Genomic DNA, 21,670 nt, shown 5'->3' on the forward strand with positions numbered 1-21,670 from the left:
AACGCATACCATAGTAATGAATAAAAAAGTATTTATTTTTGATGACAATACAGATATTTTGGATTTATGTACCTTAATACTGGAAGATGCTGGCTATGATATTAAAACATCAGCAACATCTAATGATATAACAGGTCAGGTTGCTGCTTACATGCCAGATATTATTTTTATGGACAATTGGCTGCCAGATGTTGGCGGTATAGAAGCCACTCAAGAATTAAAAAATCATCCAGATTTAAAACATATACCCGTAATCTATTTTTCGGCAAACAATGATGTTAAAGCTTTAGCAAAAAAAGCAGGTGCTGATAGCTATTTACCTAAACCCTTTGATATCCATGCGCTAGAAGACATGGTAAAAAGTTATATTGGTTAGTATCTAAAACTTTAAATTTTTGTAGCGCAAATTTCTGCTTCTGTTACCGTTAGTCCAACTTTCCGCTAAATCTTTTTAGCCTTAAAAAAAAGGCCAAAAAGTATACCGCTGCAATTTGGGCTATTTAACTTAAGCTTGTGCACAAAAACCCCTCAAATCTGTATAAACCAAGTTAATTAAACCTGATTGAACAAAAATACTTACTTGTTTGACTATTTAGTCATCCGATGAATATTAGTAGATCCGTATATATTCATCGAATGACTTATTTAATACATTCACTTTTCTTTATGCTCAGCTAAACTGGGCATCGTAATTCATAATCTGCAACAAATTTATCTTTTCTACAGTATTACTATCCCCGTTTCACGAGAATGACGAGCGTTCAGCATATTGGTCTTTAAATTAACAAAGCTGCCTAAATCACCCTAATTTTTCATTCTTCCTTGTTCGCTTTCTGTACCCACAGAGCGTCGGCGTGCTGGTTTAATTTCGTTTTTACCGAAGCGATAACTAAAGCTAATTCTTCCCAATTGTGTATCGTTCTTTTGATACAAATCATACTTTAAACCCGGATATGCACTGGTAATATTACTCTCGTTAGTATTAAATACATCGCTCATGGCTAATTTTAAACTGGCTTTTTTGTTAAATAACGATTTGCTTAAACCCATATCTACAAAATATCTGCTTCCAATGCTTAAGGTTCCATAATCTAATGGCGATTCGTAACTTCCACTCAATTCTGCAGTTAGCCCGGGCACAATAATGAAGGTGTTTTGCATTTTAAACTGAAAAGATGTTTTACCGGTTTTTAAATCTTGTCCGGCTAAATTATCAGATTCAAAAATCAAGTGGAATACATTTAAATTATTGTTCATATCCCACCATTTAAAAGGCTTTATAGGTATGTTTAAATTGGCACCATAACTTACATTTTTTGCCAAGTTAGCATTTGTTTGATACAAAGCTTTTCTCTCTTCATCTGGTAGTAAAACCTCTGTAATTACATCATTAACTTGGCTATAATTAACCGATAGTAGGTATTTTTGCATCAATGTATATGATACTTCAAAATTATTAGTGTATTGAGGGTTTAAAAACGGATTACCTTTATTATATGTAAATTCATCTAAATAATAAACAAAAGGATTTAAAGCGTCATAACTTGGTCTATCAATTCGGCGGCTGTAAGAAAAGCCAACTTGGTTATTTTTTGATAAGGTTTGTTGTACAAAAAGCGTTGGGAAAAAATCTAAATAGCTTCGTTTAACCACTTCATTATTGGTAATTAAATTTCCTGTAGAGTTGGTTTGCTCTACTCTTAATCCTAGTTGTACACTCGTGCTTTTAAACTGCTTATTTATATTGGTATAAACCGCGTTTACATTTTCATCATATACAAACTGGTTACTTCTTCTAACATCGTTTTGCCAAACATTATTTATCAATTCTTCGGCCCTTAAATCGTTGTCTGTTTTAACCCAACTGCTTTTTACGCCAGCTTCTAACTTTACAGTTTTGCTTAGCGAGGTGTTGTAATCAACTTTAAATGCTTTAATATCAATAATGGTTGGCGTAGTGTTTCTAATTAAATTTAAAGGTCTAATTCTATTGCCGTTTGCAAAGCGATAATCATTTTCATAATCGGCAATGTCTTTTCCATTAAAACGAGAATAGTCTACATCTGCTGAGATTTCTGAACCAGCCGTATCTAAAATTGATTTATAATTTAAGTTATATGATAGGTTGTTATACTTATTACTAGATATAGAATTAGATATAAGTGTAGAATCTATCTGGCTAAATGATGGCCCGATTAAAGTATTATTGTCAGTATTCTCTTTTCCATTGTTTAAATAACCAGTTACTAAAAAACCCAAGGTGTTTTTCTTATTTAAGAAATAATCTAAACCTGCTTTAAAATTATTGTTTTGGCGTTTTCTGTAGCTATTACCAATCTGACTAAAGTAAGTATCTGGTGTGCCATTTGAGATACGATCTATCTCCAAAATATTGCTATTTCTAAAATTTCCGTAATTGTAATTACCAAACACATTAATTTTATTAGTACGATGGTTTAGGTTTAGACCAGCATTACCCCTAAAATTTTTGCCTTGTGCTGCGGTTAATGTAACGCTTCCATTAGTACCACCATTTTTATTCTTTTTGGTTTTAATGTTGATAATCCCTGAGTTACCAGCAGCTGGATATTTTGAAGATGGATTTGTAATGAGCTCGATGGTTTCTAACTCAGAACTTTGCATGTTTCTAAGCAAATTAGCTACATCAGCGTTGCTCATGTAGGTTTGTTTACCATCAAGCATTACTAAAACACCTTGTTTACCCTGCATAGAAATATTATCATTTTGGTCTACAGTAACACCTGGTGCTTTTTGCAAAACCTCTAAAGCGGTAGAACCAATAGCAACGCTACTATTCTCTACATTCATTACCAGTTTATCAACTTTACGTTCTATTAGTGGTTTTGTAGCGGTAATGCTAACTGCATTTAATGTTTTTCCTTCTGCTTTAAGGATAATTTTATCTAAAACTAAATTGCTTTCGGTTAAATTAAATGGATTGCTTTTAAATTTACTATAACCCATCATGTTGGCTCTTACAAAATAATTACCACTGGTTATGTTTACAAATTCGAATTTACCATCCGGATTGGTTAATGCAGTTTTAACCAAAGCAGAGTCTGAAGTTTTAAAGAGCCCAACTGTAACATAATCTACTGGCTTATTTTGTTCATCTAATATAATACCGCTAACAGTGCTTTGTTTTGGTGGGCTTGCCAAGCTGGTGGTGGCTGTAAAAATGCTTAGTAAAATGATGTAAAAAGATTTCATATTGTGTGTTTGTTTGGTTTAAAAATTTAGGCAATAAAATTCCACAGCGTTTGCACGCCAATTTTTTTTAACACCTGTAAATTTTGTTTTAGTTTAAAAAGACCGAAAGCCTTTTTGCTTAGTTTGTATTGAGTAGACGATAAGAAGATGCAAAAGGTTACAAGAAATTTTCAGTTTTTTTAGGAAACTTAAAAATAACTGCATAAAAAAAGCCTATATAAATTTATCATACAGGCTTTTAGCATTTTCTTTTTAGTTTTATTTCATTCCTAAAACATCAACGCCTTGGTCAAAAATAATATCAACAGGGATACCTTTCTTGCTTAAACGATCTAAATCTGCTTGCAATTCTGCGGCAATAATTCCTTTTGCTTTTTGTGCATTTTCTACGGCTAATCTGTCGCCGTTTCCTTGTAATGTGATAATTAAATTGCCTAAGCCATTCATTGCAGTGGCAAACTTATCAAAATCTACTTTGTAGGTTCCTTTTGCTGTTCTTTGGAAAGCGCCTTGTTCTTTAAAATAATTAAAGCACTGCATATTTGCTTTACCGTGTGCGCTTGATGCACCAAAACGTACAGAGCGTAAAAGCCCAGCCATAAATGTGGTATAATATTCTTTTATATCTCCAGTTAACTCTCCTTTTTTTAGCAAACCTGTAACCATGTACAAGCCCAAAATATCGGCTTTGCCTTCTTCTAACCACGAATATTGTTCTTTTAGCGCAGAGCGAACAGTGCCTTTACCGGTAATTGTGTTTTTTATACCCAAACCATGTGCCACTTCATGAAACATTACATTGGCAAAAAAAGCATCAAACTTGATGAATTTCTGTTGATCTGCATCTATTAATTCTCTTGCAATTGGAACTAAGATCTTATCAAATTTAGCCTGCATGGCATTTTTTAACTGAGATCTTCTTGTCCCTTTTTGCTGCTGAATTTCTTCGTCGTTTGGTAAGTTAACGGCAATGGTTTTAGATCCTGCATTGCAATCGCCGGCGTAATAAACCACATCATAGGCATTTAGTTCTGAATCAGTACCCGGAACTTCTTTTTTGTATTTTGCATCAACAGGTAAACCCCTTTGCAATTCGGGTAACATGGCTACATATTTCGCTAAACGTTTGCTCCATTCTTTGTCCTTTACTAATACATAAGATTCGTAAGCCGCACGAGCATTAAACAATTTGTCTTCATAGTTTTCTATCGGACCAATGATAATATCTAAACCATTAGTTTTCATATCTAACCAAGCCAAATCACTTGCTTTGTAATTATCAGTAACCAAAGCATCAGCACGCAAGTTCAAATATTTTTTAAATCCAGCATCATCTGTTAGCAATGCGGCCTGTTTTAATAAGCTACTCGCTCTTTGCAATTCTGTAGCATAAATTACATGGTATGGAACCGAAATCAATTTTTCTTGCTCAGTTCTAATTACCGAATATAATCCAAATTTGTCTTTAACATCAGATTTCTCTAAGGCTTCTTTAGTCATCCCGGCAGGATAAAATGTACCGTTTAAAGTTTTAGTACCAATGCCTGCAACAAAAGGTTTGTCGCCATTTAATCTATCCCAAGGCCCATAGTTAATCATTACAAACTGCTTGGTTTTTTCATCTTTTATTGTGTTCAAAAGGCTATCGCGTTGCGGATATGCTTGTTTCCAAAACAAATCATCCATAATTTTTGCAGCTTCGATAAGTAGCGGTAACACTTTTCTCTCGCTTACACTAAGTGCATTTAAATTAGTGGTTAATTTTACTTTCTCGTATATTTTTAGTCTGTTATCTACATAATCTAACAAACTGTCTGTTCCATTTTTTTTAGTGGTTTCTTCTGTTTTTTGACTGCTACCAGTACATGAGAGCATAGTTGCAGTTAACGATAAGCCTAAAATTAGCAGACTAGTTGTATTTAATTTCTTCATTAGTGTTCGAAATTGTTTTTCTATTAGTTACAATGCACTAAATTAGTAAAAAATATAAGCAAGCGTAATTTTATATTCGCTGCATCATCTCAAATCCAATAAAATTGAAAAAGTTATTATTTAAAAGTTCAGCCATAGTGATGTGCGGTTTGCTATTGAGCAACTGCAGTACAAATAAGTATTCCGCTACAGACAAAGTTTATAAGAACATGGCGAAAGATTTCGCCAAAACTATTCAGGCTACACCGCCAGTGGGGCAAACTATAGACTCGCTTAATAACGAGCAATATTTTGTAGGTACTGTAAATATGGGTATCAGAAAGCCAAATTTTGTGATGATCCATCATACTGCTCAAGATTCTTTAGAACAAACTTTAAGAACTTTTACCATTAAAAGAACTAGTGTAAGTTCTCATTATGTAGTAAGTAGAGACGGAAAAGTGGTGCAAATGGTAAACGATTATTTAAGAGCACAACATGCCGGAGCTGGTAAATGGGGCAATGAAACTGATATGAATTCTGCTTCCATTGGCATAGAAATGGATAACAATGGTACAACCGATGTGTGGACAGACGCACAAATTAATAGCTTATGTGCTTTATTAGGTACGTTAAAAAAGAAATACAATATCCCTACAGCTAATTTTATTGGTCATGCAGATTATGCGCCGTCTCGTAAACCAGATCCTAATAATTTTCCTTGGAGAACTTTAGCGAAAAAGGGTTATGGCTTATGGTACGATGATGTTTTGCAAATGCCACCAGCAAATTTTGATACTACAACTGCTTTGCGGATTATTGGCTACGATGTAAAAAATTTAGGAGCTGCAGTTACTGCTTTTAAACGCCATTTTGTAGGTACAGATTTAACACCAAAATTAACAGAGCCAGATAAGTTGATTTTGTATAATTTGTATAAGAAGTATATGTAGGATGAAAAAACGAATAGGTTTTTTGCTGCTTTACTTGTTATTAGCTTTTCCTTGCTTCACTTTTGCACAAGAAAGAGCAATATTAGATTGGAGTTTTTTTAAAAATGATCGCCCGGCAAATGCTGAACATCAAGCCTTTACTTGGAGTATTATAGCCTATAGATATAAGGTGATTAAAGTTGAAGAAGATCAGATGAAAATAGAATTTACAGTAACCAATAAACCAGATACTGGAAAGTCTTATTTTGAAAGCAAGTTAGTTAAATCAAATAATGTAAGACTTTTGAAACATGAACAGGGGCATGCCGACATTTGCTTTATTTATGCAATGAAGCTGAAAAAACTTTTTGAATCAACTAATTTTTCGAAAAGGAGTTATCAGGCAGAAATCAAAGATATATGGACTAAACTTTATGCAGAGATGACCGCCGAACAATTAAAATACGATTCAGAAACCAACCACAGCAAAGACTTTGAAAATCAAAAGAAGTGGGATTTATATTTTGAAGAAGCTATGAGGATAAATTAGTTGTTTACCCCAACATTGATAAGAAAAGCCTCAAATTTTTAGAGATCCTTCGCAATGCGAGATAACAACTAAAAATTTGAGGCTTTAATATTCACTTTAGTTCCTGTCGAGAGGCAGGTTTAAGCGTTGGTATCTACCTTCAACCTTCCAAACCTCTGCATTTTTTAACCTTGCTTAGGCTTCCAAGCTTCTTTTAAACCAACTGTTCTGTTAAATATTAAGTTGTTAGCAGTAGAGTCTTTATCTACCGAGAAATATCCTTTACGAATAAACTGATAACCTACACCTTGCTCAGCATTAGCTAAATAAGGTTCGATGTAAGCCTTTTCAATCACTTGCATACTATCCGGATTTAGGTAATCCTTAAAATCACCTTCTTCACTATCTGGAGATTCTACAGAAAATAAACGATCATATAAACGTACTTCGGCAGTTTTGGCATGTTCTGCACTTACCCAATGGATCGTACCTTTAACGTTAATTCCGCTGGTATCTTCACCACTTTTCGATTCTGGAATGTAAGTACAATAAACTTCTGTTACATTTCCATTTTCATCCTTTTTGTAATCTGTACATTGTACAATGTAGGCAAATTTTAATCTTACGGTTGCTCCAGGAGCTAATCTGAACCATTTTTTAGCAGGTTCTTCCATAAAATCTTCACGTTCAATCCACAATTCGTTGCTGAAAGGAATTTCACGAGTACCGCCTTTATCTTCGGCTTCAGGGTTGTTTTCGCCAATTAAAATTTCTTCACCTTTGGTATAATTGGTAATGATTAACTTAATCGGATCAAGCACAGCCATCACTCTATTGGCTCTTTTATTTAAATCTTCGCGAATACAGAATTCTAATAAACTTAACTCAATTAAATTTTCTCTTTTGGCAATGCCGATGCGCTCGCAAAACTCTCTGATACTTTCTGGTGTGTAACCTCTTCTGCGCAAGCCAGAAATAGTAGGCATCCTCGGATCGTCCCAACCACTCACTAAACCATCGTTTACCAATTGCATTAATTTACGTTTACTCATTACCGTGTAAGTAAGATTTAAACGTGCAAATTCGTATTGTTTAGAAGGAAAAATACCTAATTTTTCAATAAACCAATCGTACAATTCGCGGTGCGAAACATATTCTAAAGTACAAATAGAGTGAGTTATGTTTTCGATGCTATCACTTTGTCCGTGTGCAAAATCATACATTGGGTAAATACACCAAGCATCGCCAGTGCGGTGATGATGAGCATGTTTTATGCGATAAATAATCGGGTCACGCATTAACATATTTGAGCTTGCCAAATCAATTTTTGCACGTAAAGTACAAGCACCATCAGGCAAAACACCGCTTTTCATTTGAGCAAACAATTCCAAGTTCTCAGCTATGCTGCGATCTCTGTAAGCACTTGGTTTACCTGGTTCAGTTGGAGTACCTTTTTGCTCTGCAATTTCATCAGCTGTGCTATGGTCTACATATGCCAAACCATCTTCAATCAGTTTTACGGCAAAGGCATACAATTGGTCAAAATAATCTGACGCATATAACTCGTTTTTCCATTCAAAACCTAACCATTGTATATCTTCTTGCTGGCTATTTACATATTCAGTTTTTTCGGTTACCGGGTTGGTATCATCAAAACGTAAGTTAGTATAACCACCATATTTTTGAGTTAACCCAAAATTTAAGCAAATTGCTTTGGCATGGCCGATGTGTAAATATCCATTAGGTTCTGGCGGAAATCGTGTAACTAAAGTTTCGTATTTCCCAGTACTTAAATCATTCTCTATTAACTCTTCAATAAAGTTTAATGATTTTTCTTCGCTCATAATAAATTGTAGATTTTGAGCATCAAAGTTAATAATTTGCAGCCATTTTAAGGTTGTTTTTAAAGGTTTGATTAATAAAACGACTAAATTATTTTACATTTACTGCTACTTTAGTATCAAATATGAACAAAACATTGAACAGACCTATTAGGGTTTTAGTGGCAAAAGTGGGTTTAGATGGGCATGATCGCGGTGCAAAAGTAATTGCAACCTCACTTAGAGATGCCGGTATGGAAGTAATTTATACTGGTTTGCGCCAAACGCCAGAAATGGTAGTAAACACGGCTCTGCAAGAAGATGTTGATGCCATTGGTGTGTCTATTTTATCTGGCGCACACATGACTGTTTTCCCAAAAATCATCAATATCATGAAAGAGAAACAACTAACTGATGTTTTGTTAACTGGAGGAGGAATTATTCCGGATGCGGATATAGAAAAGCTACAAGAAATGGGTGTAGGAGGCTTATTCCCGCCAGGAACGCCTATGGCACATATTGTTGCGTATATAACAAACTGGGTTACAGAAAATAGAAATTTTTAAGCCATGACTTACAATCAAATCTTAGCTGAAGTAAAAGAAAATGTACTTTACATCACTATTAATAGAGAACAAAAACTAAATGCGTTAAATAAAGAAGTATTGGCAGAATTGGCCGATGTAATTGCTTTTGCTACAAATAACGATGAAGTTAAAGGGGTTCTACTAACAGGAGCGGGCGATAAGGCGTTTGTAGCTGGCGCTGATATTTCTGAGTTTCAGAATTATAATCTGGCAGAAGGGAAAGAATTAGCAAGAAATGGGCATGCCAATGTTTTCAATGCTATAGAAAATTGCCCTAAACCTTTTGTAGCGGCTATAAATGGTTTCGCCCTTGGCGGAGGATTAGAATTAGCCATGGCATGTCATATCCGCGTTGCGAGTGAAAGCGCAAAATTAGGTTTACCAGAAGTTACTTTAGGATTGATACCCGGTTACGGGGGCACCCAGCGCTTAACTCAATTGGTTGGTAAAGGTAGAGCAATAGAAATGATTACTACTGCTGATATGATTACTGCAGAAAAAGCTGCGCAAATTGGCTTAGTTAATTATGTTGTTGCGCAAGGAGAATTAATTGGCAAAGCTGAAGAAATTTTGAATAGAATAAAATTGAGAGCGCCTTTGGCCATGGCTAGTGCCATTAAAGCCGTAAATGCATCAGCTGATAAAAAATTGAATGGATTTGAGGTAGAAATTGATGAGTTTGCCAACTGTTTTCAAACCGAAGATTTTAAAGAAGGTGTAGCTGCATTTTTAGAAAAAAGAAAAGCCGTATTTAAGGGGAAGTGAAAATATTTATAGAAAATTTTTTAAAACCCATTGATAAAAAACTCAGTGGGTTTTTTTATGCTTAGCAATTTAATCATGCCACAAAAAAGATGTTTAAAAATTAATTATAAGGCACAAAATTTTCTTCAAAAGAAATGATTTTAATTATAAGGCTAGATATTTTCTTTAATCAAATTTATCTCAGAAAAAACCATAAAATGTGTGTAGAAAATATTTCCCAAACTAAATATTTCTTTATCTTAGCCATTAATTAACAAGCAAATAGCTTTATATGAAGAAAATTTTAATTATTGATGACGAGGTGAATATCGGTCTACTGTTATCAAAATTTTTAACAAGAAATTCTTTTGAGGTAGAAACTACAACTAATGGTAGTGCGGCAATGGATTATCTTGCTAGAGAGAGTTTTGATTTGGTGTTGTGTGATTACCGTTTAGAAGATACGGATGGTAAAGAGATGCTGATTAAAATTAAGGAGAATTACCCAAGCACTGGGGTAATAATAATCACCGGATATTCTGATATTAAGTTAGCTGTAGAACTGATAAAACTTGGTGCTTACGATTATATTACCAAACCATTATATCCTGATGAAATTTTAAACACCATAAATAAGGCAATTGATATGCAAATTGCTTTAAACTTATCTAACGACAAAATAGAAAGCGCAGAACGAAAAAACAAAGTTAATAAGCAAGCTAAGCCAGAAACCGGTGAATTTGTGGTTGGTCAAAGCTCGGCATCTAAAGATTTAATGAAGCAAATTATGCTTGTTGCCCCTACTTCTTACAGCGTAATTTTAACTGGCGAAAGTGGAACAGGTAAGGAGTCTGTAGCAAAAACCATCCATTTAAATAGTTCACGAAGTGATAAGCCGTTTGTAGCAATGGATTGCGGGTCTTTAACAAAGGAATTGGCAGGAAGTGAATTTTTTGGACATGAAAAGGGATCATTTACAGGTGCGCTATATACTAAGATTGGTCACTTTGAAATGGCTAATGGAGGTACATTGTTTTTAGATGAGGTTGGTAATTTATCTTATGATATACAAGCTGCATTATTAAGAACAGTACAAGAAAGAAAGATCAAAAGAATTGGTAGCACTAAAGAAATTGATTTAGATGTACGTATTATAGTAGCAACTAATGAAAATCTAGCCGACTCAATTCAAAAGGGGAGGTTTAGAGAAGATCTGTTCCACAGATTTAATGAGTTTTCTATCCACTTACCCCCAATAAGCAATAGAGGTAGAGACATTATGGTTTTTGCCAACACGTTTTTATCCTTTGCTAATGAAGAATTAAATAAAAATGTTCTAGGTTTCTCTGAAGAGGTGGAAGAATGTTTTCTTACCTATAATTGGCCAGGTAACGTTCGTGAGTTAAAAAATGTAGTAAGAAGAGCAACACTTTTAACAGAAACTGAACAAATTCAATTAAAAGCTTTGCCTCTAGAAATAAGTACATATGCAAAAGCTACAGCTGTAGAAAATGCTGTAGAAAATGCAATTGTTCGCTCTGCAACAACAAGTAAACCTAGAGACCTAAAAAACGCTGCTTTAGAGGCAGAGTATGATGCAATTTTAAATGTTTTGAGGGAAGTTAATTTTAACAAAACAAAAGCAGCTAAAATTTTAAATATAGATCGTAAAACGCTTTATAATAAAATGAAAGCAATTGATTTAGATAATTAGTGTGCATTAAAAATTTGTAATAAAACAAAAGCTTCTTAAAACATTTTAGAGGCTTTTGTTATTTAATAGATACAACTTAAAGCTCTGTATGTCTATTTTTACTTATAAACAGCGAAACAATATTAACCTCGTGATCATTATTGCTTTGGGCTGTTTGATTGCATATTCGTTGATGGGGATTTTTGGGTCCTTATTAAGTACTCTAGTATTATACACTATTCTTCGTCCGGGTTATATTTACCTTACCGAAGTTAAAAATTGGAATAGAAGGTTTGCAGCTATTCTACTCTTGCTGCTATCAATTATCATACTTATACTTCCTTTTTACGCACTTAGTAGTATGGTAATTGAGAAAATTACTGAACTTAAGAACGACCAAATTTATTTTAAAAACTTGTTATATAAACTTCAGCATCTTTTACCACTAGAAGGAAGGGTACAACAATATATAGAGGATGGATTAAATAGTGTAGGCACGTGGGCTACGGGTCTATTTCCCTCGCTTATCTCTGGTGTTTTTAATATAGTTTTAGGATTACTACTAATGTATTTTTTACTCTACTTTATGTTAGTAGAACGAGAGCATTTCGAAAATGCTTTGGTAAAATATGCACCTTTTAGAGAACAAAATGCACATCGCTTTGCAGAGGAAATGCGAAACACAACTTATGCAAATGTGGTTGGACAAGGCTTTATTGCTTTGGTACAAGGTTCTTTAGTTAGTTTGGCTTTTTATGTATTAGGTTACAAAGATCCTTTGTTTTGGGGGGTGATAACTACATTTATTTCATTAGTACCATTATTAGGCCCACCTGTAGTATTTGTGCCCGCTGCACTTTTGCAATTTGCAGATGGTAATAATTTTGCAGCATGGGGTATGTTGATTTTTGGTTTTGTGGTAATTATCAATATAGATAATGTGCTGCGTTTTATGATTGCCAAAAAAGTTGGAAATATTCACCCTATTATTACCGTAATTGGCGTAGTTATTGGTATACCTTTATTTGGTATATTAGGGTTGGTGTTTGGGCCGTTGTTATTGTCTTACTTTTTCTTGCTGATTAGAATTTACGAAACAAGTTCAAAGGCTACAGAAAGATTAGAAAGAATTAAAACAATTCATGAACATGAGGAGTTATAAATTAACGAAAGCACAAGAGCTCAATCCTATATTAAAAAATAAGATTGTTAAACAATAAAAATTTAGTATCATGAATGATAATTCAAAAGTAGTTGTAGCATTATTAGCTGGTTTAGCTGCAGGAGCGGCATTAGGTTTATTATTTGCGCCTGAAAAAGGTAGCGAAACGAGAGATAAATTAGGTCAATCTTTAAAAGATTTTGGTGATTCTATCAAAGATAGAGCGGCAGATGAGATCAACAATTTATCTGGACTAAAAGACAAAGTTGTAGATTCTATTAAAAGTAAATTACGTAGCGTAGAAGAAGAATATTCTTCAGAAGTTGAAAACGTTTGAGCTATTTAGTGCCAACAAATATTTAAGTAATGGAAGAAAATAAAGAGAAAGATTTAGAAGATATTTTTTTAGATGCTAAAGAATATATTGATACTAGAATTGAGTATGCAAAGTTATCCGCTGTAGAAAAAGGTTCAAAAATTTTCGCAGATTTGATTACCAACGCTGCGGTGGTTGTTTCATTTATATTGGCATTTTTATTTGCGTCATTAACCTTAGCTCTTTATTTATCTGAAGTTTTAGGTAGTTACGCTAAAGGTTTTGGATGTACTGCCCTCATTTATTTGTTCATATCTGTTATTGTTTATTTAACAAAGGATAAATATATTGAGAAGCTTTTAGTGAACTTGTTCATTAAAAAATATTTCGATAAAGTAGCCGATAAAGACGACGACGATGAAGAGAAATTATAGTCATATTAACACATTAGAAGACTTGCATAGCGAAGTATTGAAACTAAGAGTTCAATACAAGTTGCAGGGAGTAATGATTAAAGAAGACTCGAAAAAGTACATAAAAAGGTTTTCGATTAGTAATCTTTTTAAGAAATATGCAACACCAAATGGCTTATTAAAGCTTGATGAAAATACTCATATTACAAGTAAGATAATGTCTATTGCATTACCTATGTTGTTAAACAGTACGGTGTTTAGAGGTTCTGGAGTAATTACTAAAGCACTAGGGGCATTAATTTCTGGTAAAGTTGGAAAATCTTTAGATGCAGAAAGCTTAACTGGTGCTTTTAATATGGTAAAATCACTTTTTGGTAAAAAAGGCAAAAAGAAAGAAGTTGGTTTTGTTGATTATGGAATACCACCTGATAGCGAAACATACTAAAAAAGGAGCCTTAGGCTCCTTTTTTAGTATGTTTAAATTAATTTTTTGAGTTTCAAATAACAACCGTTGGTCCAGCCAAATCCATCTTGATTTGGATATTCGCCACCACCAGCAGCTAATGTGATATCTATTACATTGTATTTTTCCATCATTTTACCAGTAGTATTAAACACCCGCTCTACATTTTTGGTCCAATTAGTGCCAATAGTAAATGCTAAATCTTCTGCTCCATAGTTTTGTGCAGCTTTATATCCAATCCATTGTAAGGGTGCCCATCCATTCGGAGAGTCCCATTGTTGGCTCGTTGTATTTATGGTAGTTGATAATCCTCCAACATTTAAAAGATCCTTTTCAATTCTTTCGAGTACCAACTCTGCTTTTTCTGCATTACAAATGTTAAAAAACAAAGGAAATGCTGTAGCCATGCTTAAAACTGTGCTTGGGGTATTCTGCATGAAATCAAAATCATAAAAACAACATTCTTCTTCATTCCATAAATAATGATCAATAGCTTTTGCTCTATTATTAGCTAATTGAATAAAGTACTCATATTCGTTTCCCTTACCTTCAACTTTATAGGCTTGTGCAATTGTATTTTCTAAATTATATAGCAGGCAATTTAAATCAACAGGTATTAAATCTATTGTTTTAATGGTTGTTACGTCATTAGGCTCTGCAAACCAGCGACTGCTAAAATCCCATCCCGATTCGCAGGCCGCCCTTATATTTCTATATAATTGATCCGTATTGCCTTTTGCATTGTGAAAAATTTCTAAGTCTTGAATATAACCTTCTGGGCGAGGTGTATTTTCTTCATCCCAATAGCGGTTTAAAACTTCTCCGTTTGGCATCTTCACTACACGTTTGTTTTGGTTGTTGCTATTTGTTAAATTCTCGTGGCCATTCATCCAAAAAGCATGCTCTTTTAAAAGTTGGGGCAAATATTTTGGCAAAGAGCTTCCTCCATTCTCTTCGGCCAACAATGCCACCATTAATGCAAAAAATGGAGGCTGCGAGCGACTTAAAAAATAAGTTCTGTTTCCGTTGGGTATAAAACCGAAATTATCAATTAAATAAGCAAAATTATCAACCATGTTTTCAATTAAATCAACCCTCCCCGAAACCTGTAATCCCAACATGGTAAAATAACTATCCCAATAAAAAAACTCTCTAAACCGGCCTCCTGGCACAACAAATGGCTGCGGTAAATGAATTAATGTGCTATATTGTTTTTCAGTGGTTTTAGTAAGCGTATTCCATAAGCGGTTAACATAATTTTCTGCTTCTTCTGTTGGTGCAAGGTTACTAACTTTCTCTTCTTTCGGAAGTTCAAAATGAGCCTGTACAAAAGCCAAAAGATTAAAATTTGGTTGCTTTTTGCGCTGTTGATAAGCAGCAGCAATTTCATTTGCCTTTAACTTGGGCACAGAGTCTGTAAAAGCCTTTTGGTCGCTAAAAATTTCACTTGTTTGCACATCATGAAACAATTCATGCAAATCGGTTATAAAAAATAATTCTCGGATCATTTCTCTTTACTTGTAAAGTTTAACTTGTTTCTGTTAAAAACTGTGAGTGCAATAGCTAATAATGTGAGGGGCAATAGAGAAAAATAGAATGCTTTTTCACCGCCATAATGCTGAAAAATAGAACCAGTTATAAACGATCCAAATGTGCCTCCAAGCGCCGAAAAAACTACGATTAAACCCGTCATGGTGGCATGCTTGTTTTTTGGTAGTGCAGCAAGTATTACCGAATTGATAACGGGATATATAGGTGCTAAAAAGAAACCTATTAACGGAAAAACGTAAGTAGCTAGAGGTATGTCGCTCCAAGTTTTAATATCGCTTGCTGTACTTGCTGATGCCAATGGAATTGCTAAAAGCACCAAACTTGCAGAGATGACGATGCAACAAAATAAAAATAGAGGCCATGGAATTCTTTTTAAAACTATACCAGCCAAAAATCTACCTAAGGCCGTTGATGCAGCTAAAATGCCCGCTATTAAAATGCTAAAAGACGATGGTATGTGTAACACCTTATTGTTAAAAGTTGGCAACCAACTCATAATGCTTTGCTCTACCAAAACGTACAAAAATGCACAGATGATAAAAGAAATCACCATAGGCAGCAGCATCAATTTAAACATTTGATCAAATGATTTTTCAGAATCTTGTTTTACAGGTTTAGCATCAGCTTCGTTTAGTTTTGAGCTGCTAAGGAGTGCAAGTGCCAAAAGGTAAAGAATGCCAATTAAATAGTAAACTTTAAACCACCTATCGGAATTTGGGTTGGCATCGTCTATAAAATAGCTGAATACAAAATAACCCATTAAAATGCCCACCATGAAAATGCTTTCTAAAAAGCTCATTAGGCTGAGGTGTGCTTTTTCGTTTTTGGTGATCAAACCAATTGTGCCAAAAACAGATATTTTGATAAGCGCAAAACTAGCTCCCGTTATGGCAAACAAAATTTTTATAGCCATAAATGTATTAACTGATGGCACAATAAAACATGCAAGCGCAACTATTGCCAATCCAATTTGCATAGATTTTTTATAGCCTATACGAGTTATAAATGAAGCTACCAAGAAAGAAACTAGCGCTATAGATAAATCTTTGCAAGCCTCTAGTATAGAAGCCTGTGATTCTGTTACATTGTAATAACGTTGTACTTGTAATATAACCGTACCAACACTGTTTAGCAGAATACCAAACAAAAAGTAATTGATAAATACTGAGACCTTAATTTTTAATAATTCCATTGAGTGCACTTCATTTAAATAGCCTTAATATTAATGGGTATTTAAGCCGACATTAAATAGGCGTATTACAATTTTGGTGCTATCATTAATAGGCAGTTATCAAGTATCTGTAAGACTTATTACATATTCTAATTGATGAATTGAATTACAGATTGATAATCCATTCTGTAAATAATGAACAGTGTATTGGAGCAAGAAAAATTATTGAAACAGAGTCAAGGCAATGATAATGAAGTATTAACCATATTGTGATAAGGAGAAAGGCCTAATTTTGTGCTTTAGCTAGCTCGCTAAGCCTGTAAATTGTAATTTAGGGCAAGCCGAAAGGCTAAGTTTATTTTGGGAAATAAACCTGCAAATTAGCTAAAAAAGATATTTTTTGAAATGAACTTGTTTGTAGGAAATTCTTAGCAACTCCATAAGCTGCTAAAAATCACACTCATATAATATTGGGAAATACAACAAGTGTATTTCCCAAATTTAATTTATTGAGCCAAAATCTTCTTATTAGATAGTGTTAGTAGAAAAATTGAACGTGGATAAATGCGAATTCTTTTCTACGTTGTCCACAATATATAAACAGGCTTTTGGCGGTTTTATCTAATCAGATTTACAGTAATAGATAAGCCAAAAGGATATTATAAATCCGTTTTTATTTTTAATTCTTTTAATTGTTTTTCGTCAATTGTGCTTGGGCTATCAATCATTACATCTCTACCTGAGTTATTTTTAGGGAATGCGATTACATCTCTAATCGAATCTAAGCCGGCAAAAATTGAACACAATCTATCAAATCCGAAAGCAATACCACCATGTGGAGGAGCGCCAAATTCAAAAGCATCTAATAAGAAACCAAACTGTTTTTGAGCTTCTTCGGGGCTAAAACCTAAGTGCTTAAACATTAATGATTGTAATGTTCTATCGTGAATACGAATAGAACCACCGCCAATTTCAGTTCCGTTTACTACCATGTCATAAGCGTTTGCACGAACATTTTTAGGATCTGTATCTAACAAAGCAATATCTTCTGGTTTTGGAGAAGTAAATGGATGATGCATAGCATGATAACGTTCCGTTTCTTCATCCCACTCTAACAATGGAAAATCTAAAACCCAAAGTGCAGCAAATTTATCTTTGTCACGTAACCCTAAACGCGTTCCCATTTCTAAACGAAGTTCGCTCAATTGCTTGCGAACTTTATCTGTTCCACCAGCCATTACCAAAACTAAATCGCCTGGCTCAGTTTGGCAAGCAGCCGACCATTTTGCTAATTCTTCTTCGTTATAGAATTTATCAACCGATGATTTTAAAGAACCATCTTCGTTATGGCGTAAATAAATTAAACCAGTAGCGCCAATTTGTGGGCGTTTTATAAAATCGGTTAATTCATCTAATTGTTTACGTGTGTAATGTGCACAACCTTTAGCATTAATGGCAATTACCGATTCTGCATTGTCAAAAACTGGGAAGTCTTTGCCTTTAACAATCTCATTCATTTCGATAAATTTCATATCAAAACGAGTATCTGGTTTATCAGAACCATAAAAACGCATCGCATCTGCATATTGCATACGAGGCACTTCTGGTAAGTCGTAATTGCGTACTTCTTTAAATAAGGTACGAATTAAGCCTTCGAAAGTGTTTAAAATATCTTCTTGTTCGATGAAAGACATTTCACAGTCAATCTGTGTAAATTCTGGTTGTCTATCTGCACGTAAATCTTCATCTCTAAAACATTTTACAATCTGAAAATAACGGTCGAAACCTGAAACCATTAACAATTGTTTAAATGTTTGTGGCGATTGTGGTAAAGCATAAAATTCGCCACCATTCATACGACTAGGCACTACAAAATCTCTTGCACCTTCTGGTGTAGATTTAATTAGAACAGGTGTTTCTACTTCGATAAAATCTAAAGCATCTAAATAACGACGAACAGATTGAGCCATTCTATGACGCATGATCATATTATTTCTGATTGGATTACGGCGTAAATCTAGGTAACGATATTTCATACGTAAATCATCACCACCGTCGGTTTTATCTTCAATTAAAAATGGAGGCAATTTTGCTGCATTTAAAATTTCTAATGCTGTAACTTTAATTTCAACTTCTCCTGTCGGGATTTCTAAATTTTTATTAGAACGTTCTACAACGTTTCCGCTTACTTTAATTACAAACTCACGACCAAGGCTACGAGCGCCTGCGCATAAATCTGCATTATCGTTCATATTAAAAACTAACTGAGTGATGCCGTAACGATCGCGAATGTCTATAAAAGTCATCCCGCCTAAATCTCTAGAATTCTGCATCCAACCGCAGAGTGTTACATTTTCGCCTAAATTTTGCAGTGTTAAAGCACCGCAAGTTGTTGTTCTTAACATCTTTAAATTAAATTTTGAGCCGCAAAAATACCGATTTTGTTTTTAATCCTATAAGGTTTAATTAGAGGTTTACGTTTTTTTTTAATTTGTCTCATTAAGGGCTTTGCCATTTTAAACCTTGTAGGTTTTATGCGCTTTGCATGTTTTTGCACAAGCTTTAGTTAAATAAACCCGATAGTAATGAAAAGCCCAAATGAGGAACGAATTTGGCTTGTAATGAATAGCGGGACTAACATTAACAAATGCTTCTGTAGTTGCTTTTCTGACCCCTATATCCCCTAAAGGGGACTTGGATTTGACGATTAGATTTTCCGATTTGCTAAGAAGTCCCCTTTAGGGGATTTAGGGGTTTTAAACTTTTTTTTTACCTTGATGCAACGTTTTAAAAATTACACTGTCTTTTGATTAGAACGCTTAAGAATTTGGAAACTGTATACATAGATAAGCACGCAGACTTAGTTGACGAATGCCGAAACGGTAATCGGAAAGCACAATTTGATTTGTACAAATTGTATGCTAACGCCATGTATAATGTTGCACTTAGAATTGTGAATGATGATGCCGAAGCTGAAGATGTTTTACAAGAAGCTTTTTTGGATGCGTTTAGCCGAATTAAGGATTTTAGACAAGAAACTACTTTCGGACTTTGGCTTAAGCAAATTGTAATTAATAGAAGTATTAATTATTTGAGGAAAAGAAAGCTTGATTTGGTAAGCTTAGATGAAGTAGAAGTGGCTGATGAAATTGAAACTGATTTTGCAGAAACTACGTTAAAAGTTGAAGCTATTAAAGCAGCAATGAATGAATTGCCTGATGGTTACAGAGTTGTTTTAACGCTTTATTTGTTTGAAGGTTATGACCATGAAGAGATTGCGCATATTTTAAAAATTACAGAAAATACATCACGCTCGCAATATTCAAGAGCAAAAAGAAAGTTGAACAATTTATTAGAAATGAAAGGAGTAGCAAGATGAAAAATAAATTAGAGGGGTTTGTAAAAGACAACAAAAAACAGTTTGAGGTTAAAGGTCCGTCGGATAAATTATGGGCAAAAATAGAGGCTGAACTTGATAAGCAAGAAAAGCCAAAAAAGTCGATTAAGCTATATCAATGGATGAGTATTGCGGCTATGTTGGTAATTAGTTTAGGGGTTTATTTTACCTACAATTACAAACAAGCAAATAACATAGATGTAGCAGATATTAACCCAGAAATTGGTCAGCAAGAAGTTAGATTTACCAGCCAAATTGAGGAAAAAAGAGATAGCTTGGATTTTTATGCGGCTGCCAATCCGGATTTGCATAAACGCTTTACTGAAGATTTAAAAAATTTAGATGCAGAATATGAGCGTTTAAAAGCACAGTTGCCGCAAAGCCCAAACCAGTTATTTACCGTAAAAGCGATGGTAAAAAATCGCGAAATGCAATTGCAAGTTTTAAAACAGCAATTAATGATTATAAACCAAGTCAATCAATATAAAAAGGAGGAAAGTTCAATATGAAAACAAATTTAATTTTAGTGCTGTCGGGTACGTTCATGCTTGCTGCACAAGTAAATGCACAAGAGCTACCAAGTGTAAATGTGAACATGAGCAATTCAACTTCTGTTAATGTTACTCAAAATGTGCAGCTTGCTACAACCAAAAATGGTAAAAGCACCACAGTAGTTTATGGCTCGAATATTACGAATTTAAATGACGAGCAAGATGATACACCGATGAAGGCAAAAACCTTCTCTAAATCTTTTGCCATAGATAGAAGTGATAAAGTTAATCTGTCTAACCAATACGGATCTATAACTATAAAAACTTGGAGCAAAAATGAGATTAAGGTTGATGTAGACATGAAAGCCTTTGCTAAAACAGCAGATGAAGCCCAAAAATTAATTGATGATCTTTCTATAGAAGCAACTAAAACCGGAGATTTAGTAACTTTTAAAACAGAAAGAGGAGATAGAAATGGAAATTGGGGTAGCAGCGTTAAAAATGGTAAAACCATTTGGCGCAGAGAGATTAAAGTTCATTATGTGGTTTATATGCCATCTTCAAACTCTCTTACAGCCTCGCAGCAATATGGTAATATTATTTTAGATGATTTTGCTGGGCCAACATCTTTAAAATTACAATATGGAGATTTAGTTGCCGGTAACTTAACAAATACCAACAATTACATTTCTATACAATACGGTAAAGGTACTGTTAAAGATTTGGGTGGAGCAACCATTAAACACCAATATGGTAGCGGCATTAACATAGAAAATGTAGGCAATGTTGATGTAAACGCACAATATACTTCGGTTAAAATTGGAAGTGTAAAAGGAAATGCAACAATTAAACATCAATATGGAGGTGGTACAACAATTGGCAGTGTTAGTGGCGGTTCTATAAATGTAAATACACAATATGCGCCAATTAAAATTGCTAGTCTAAAATCAAATCTTGTAAGCAGAGCTCAATATGGGAGAGTAATAATTGATGATATTGAGACAGGTAAAGATGTTGATGTTGATGCGCAATATACGCCAGTAAGTTTAAGCTTTGCTACAAATTACACTGCTGATTTTGAAGTGAAAACTCAATATGGTGGTTTTAGTTACGGCAACAATGTAACCGCCAGAAAAGAAGGAGAAGATAAATCTTATAACTCTAATAAAAATTACAGCGGACAGATTGGTAAAGGTGGTGGCGCAAAGGTTATTGTTAAAACCCAATACAATTCAGTAACATTTAAATAGTAAAACCCA

Annotated in this window: 19 protein-coding genes; 13 read left to right on the plus strand and 6 right to left on the minus strand. The window is 34.1% G+C overall.

Features of this window, described 5'->3' with window-relative positions; all coding sequences use genetic code 11:
- Positions 1–16: 16 nt before the first annotated feature.
- Positions 17–376 carry a response regulator gene (locus tag AC07XU_RS05735; protein ID WP_494942660.1) on the plus strand — a complete coding sequence of 120 codons (360 nt, stop codon included), beginning with the start codon at positions 17–19 and terminating at the stop codon, positions 374–376.
- A 428-nt stretch (positions 377–804) separates the two neighbouring features.
- Here AC07XU_RS05735 and AC07XU_RS05740 read toward each other — a convergent pair whose 3' ends face one another.
- Together AC07XU_RS05740 and AC07XU_RS05745 are read right to left on the minus strand one after the other, a co-directional pair.
- Complete coding sequence (locus AC07XU_RS05740; protein WP_494942661.1) at positions 805–3,231, minus strand: TonB-dependent receptor domain-containing protein; 2,427 nt, start codon at positions 3,229–3,231, stop codon at positions 805–807.
- Between the two features lie 258 nt (positions 3,232–3,489).
- The gene (locus tag AC07XU_RS05745; RefSeq protein WP_494942662.1) at positions 3,490–5,163 is read right to left on the minus strand and encodes a DUF8614 domain-containing protein; all 1,674 of its coding nucleotides are present in this window, start codon (positions 5,161–5,163) and stop codon (positions 3,490–3,492) included.
- Between the two features lie 140 nt (positions 5,164–5,303).
- On the opposite strand from AC07XU_RS05745, the gene AC07XU_RS05750 reads away from it, so the two are divergent.
- Both AC07XU_RS05750 and AC07XU_RS05755 read left to right on the plus strand, forming a co-directional pair.
- Entirely contained in the window at positions 5,304–6,095 is a 792-nt protein-coding gene (locus AC07XU_RS05750) for an N-acetylmuramoyl-L-alanine amidase (RefSeq protein WP_494942997.1), read from the plus strand.
- A gap of 1 nt (position 6,096) precedes the next feature.
- A complete protein-coding gene (locus AC07XU_RS05755; RefSeq protein ID WP_494942663.1) occupies positions 6,097–6,624 on the plus strand; it encodes a DUF922 domain-containing protein in 528 nt (175 codons plus the stop codon).
- A 164-nt stretch (positions 6,625–6,788) separates the two neighbouring features.
- Here AC07XU_RS05755 and AC07XU_RS05760 read toward each other — a convergent pair whose 3' ends face one another.
- Positions 6,789–8,447 (minus strand): glutamine--tRNA ligase/YqeY domain fusion protein, encoded by a 1,659-nt coding sequence (locus AC07XU_RS05760; RefSeq protein ID WP_494942664.1) that lies wholly within the window; start codon positions 8,445–8,447, stop codon positions 6,789–6,791.
- Positions 8,448–8,569: 122 nt separating this feature from the next.
- Between AC07XU_RS05760 and AC07XU_RS05765 the strand changes: the two genes are divergently transcribed.
- The 7 genes from AC07XU_RS05765 (at position 8,570) to AC07XU_RS05795 (ending at position 13,783) form a co-directional block, all read left to right on the plus strand.
- Positions 8,570–8,989 (plus strand): cobalamin B12-binding domain-containing protein, encoded by a 420-nt coding sequence (locus tag AC07XU_RS05765; RefSeq protein ID WP_494942665.1) that lies wholly within the window; start codon positions 8,570–8,572, stop codon positions 8,987–8,989.
- 3 nt (positions 8,990–8,992) lie between these two features.
- Positions 8,993–9,775 (plus strand): enoyl-CoA hydratase/isomerase family protein, encoded by a 783-nt coding sequence (locus AC07XU_RS05770; protein WP_494942666.1) that lies wholly within the window; start codon positions 8,993–8,995, stop codon positions 9,773–9,775.
- Positions 9,776–10,046: 271 nt separating this feature from the next.
- Positions 10,047–11,468, plus strand: coding sequence for a sigma-54-dependent transcriptional regulator (locus AC07XU_RS05775; protein ID WP_494942667.1), 1,422 nt, complete (start codon positions 10,047–10,049; stop codon positions 11,466–11,468).
- 88 nt (positions 11,469–11,556) lie between these two features.
- The gene (locus AC07XU_RS05780; protein WP_494942668.1) at positions 11,557–12,609 is read left to right on the plus strand and encodes an AI-2E family transporter; all 1,053 of its coding nucleotides are present in this window, start codon (positions 11,557–11,559) and stop codon (positions 12,607–12,609) included.
- A 70-nt stretch (positions 12,610–12,679) separates the two neighbouring features.
- Positions 12,680–12,946, plus strand: a complete 267-nt coding sequence (locus AC07XU_RS05785) for a YtxH domain-containing protein (RefSeq protein WP_494942669.1) — start codon at positions 12,680–12,682, stop codon at positions 12,944–12,946.
- Between the two features lie 29 nt (positions 12,947–12,975).
- Positions 12,976–13,359 carry a phage holin family protein gene (locus AC07XU_RS05790; RefSeq protein ID WP_494942670.1) on the plus strand — a complete coding sequence of 128 codons (384 nt, stop codon included), beginning with the start codon at positions 12,976–12,978 and terminating at the stop codon, positions 13,357–13,359.
- Positions 13,343–13,783 (plus strand): hypothetical protein, encoded by a 441-nt coding sequence (locus AC07XU_RS05795; protein WP_494942671.1) that lies wholly within the window; start codon positions 13,343–13,345, stop codon positions 13,781–13,783. Before AC07XU_RS05790 ends, AC07XU_RS05795 begins: the two co-directional genes overlap by 17 nt.
- 32 nt (positions 13,784–13,815) lie before the next feature.
- On the opposite strand, the gene treF is transcribed toward AC07XU_RS05795, so the two are convergent.
- The 3 genes from treF to aspS form a co-directional block, all read right to left on the minus strand.
- Positions 13,816–15,309, minus strand: coding sequence for an alpha,alpha-trehalase TreF (gene treF, locus AC07XU_RS05800; RefSeq protein WP_494942672.1), 1,494 nt, complete (start codon positions 15,307–15,309; stop codon positions 13,816–13,818).
- Positions 15,306–16,544 carry an MFS transporter gene (locus AC07XU_RS05805; RefSeq protein ID WP_494942673.1) on the minus strand — a complete coding sequence of 413 codons (1,239 nt, stop codon included), beginning with the start codon at positions 16,542–16,544 and terminating at the stop codon, positions 15,306–15,308. The genes treF and AC07XU_RS05805 overlap by 4 nt, the downstream gene beginning before the upstream one ends.
- 638 nt (positions 16,545–17,182) lie before the next feature.
- Positions 17,183–18,928, minus strand: coding sequence for an aspartate--tRNA ligase (gene aspS, locus AC07XU_RS05810; protein WP_494942674.1), 1,746 nt, complete (start codon positions 18,926–18,928; stop codon positions 17,183–17,185).
- A gap of 422 nt (positions 18,929–19,350) precedes the next feature.
- Here aspS and AC07XU_RS05815 point away from each other — a divergent pair, with 422 nt between their 5' ends.
- The 3 genes from AC07XU_RS05815 to AC07XU_RS05825 are packed head-to-tail and all read left to right on the plus strand — an operon-like array spanning position 19,351 to position 21,661.
- Positions 19,351–19,902 (plus strand): RNA polymerase sigma factor, encoded by a 552-nt coding sequence (locus tag AC07XU_RS05815; RefSeq protein WP_494942675.1) that lies wholly within the window; start codon positions 19,351–19,353, stop codon positions 19,900–19,902.
- Complete coding sequence (locus tag AC07XU_RS05820) at positions 19,899–20,429, plus strand: hypothetical protein (protein ID WP_494942676.1); 531 nt, start codon at positions 19,899–19,901, stop codon at positions 20,427–20,429. Before AC07XU_RS05815 ends, AC07XU_RS05820 begins: the two co-directional genes overlap by 4 nt.
- Complete coding sequence (locus tag AC07XU_RS05825) at positions 20,426–21,661, plus strand: hypothetical protein (RefSeq protein WP_494942677.1); 1,236 nt, start codon at positions 20,426–20,428, stop codon at positions 21,659–21,661. Before AC07XU_RS05820 ends, AC07XU_RS05825 begins: the two co-directional genes overlap by 4 nt.
- Positions 21,662–21,670: the final 9 nt, after the last annotated feature.

The organism is Pedobacter sp. GW456-11-11-14-TSB4, from assembly GCF_059424425.1.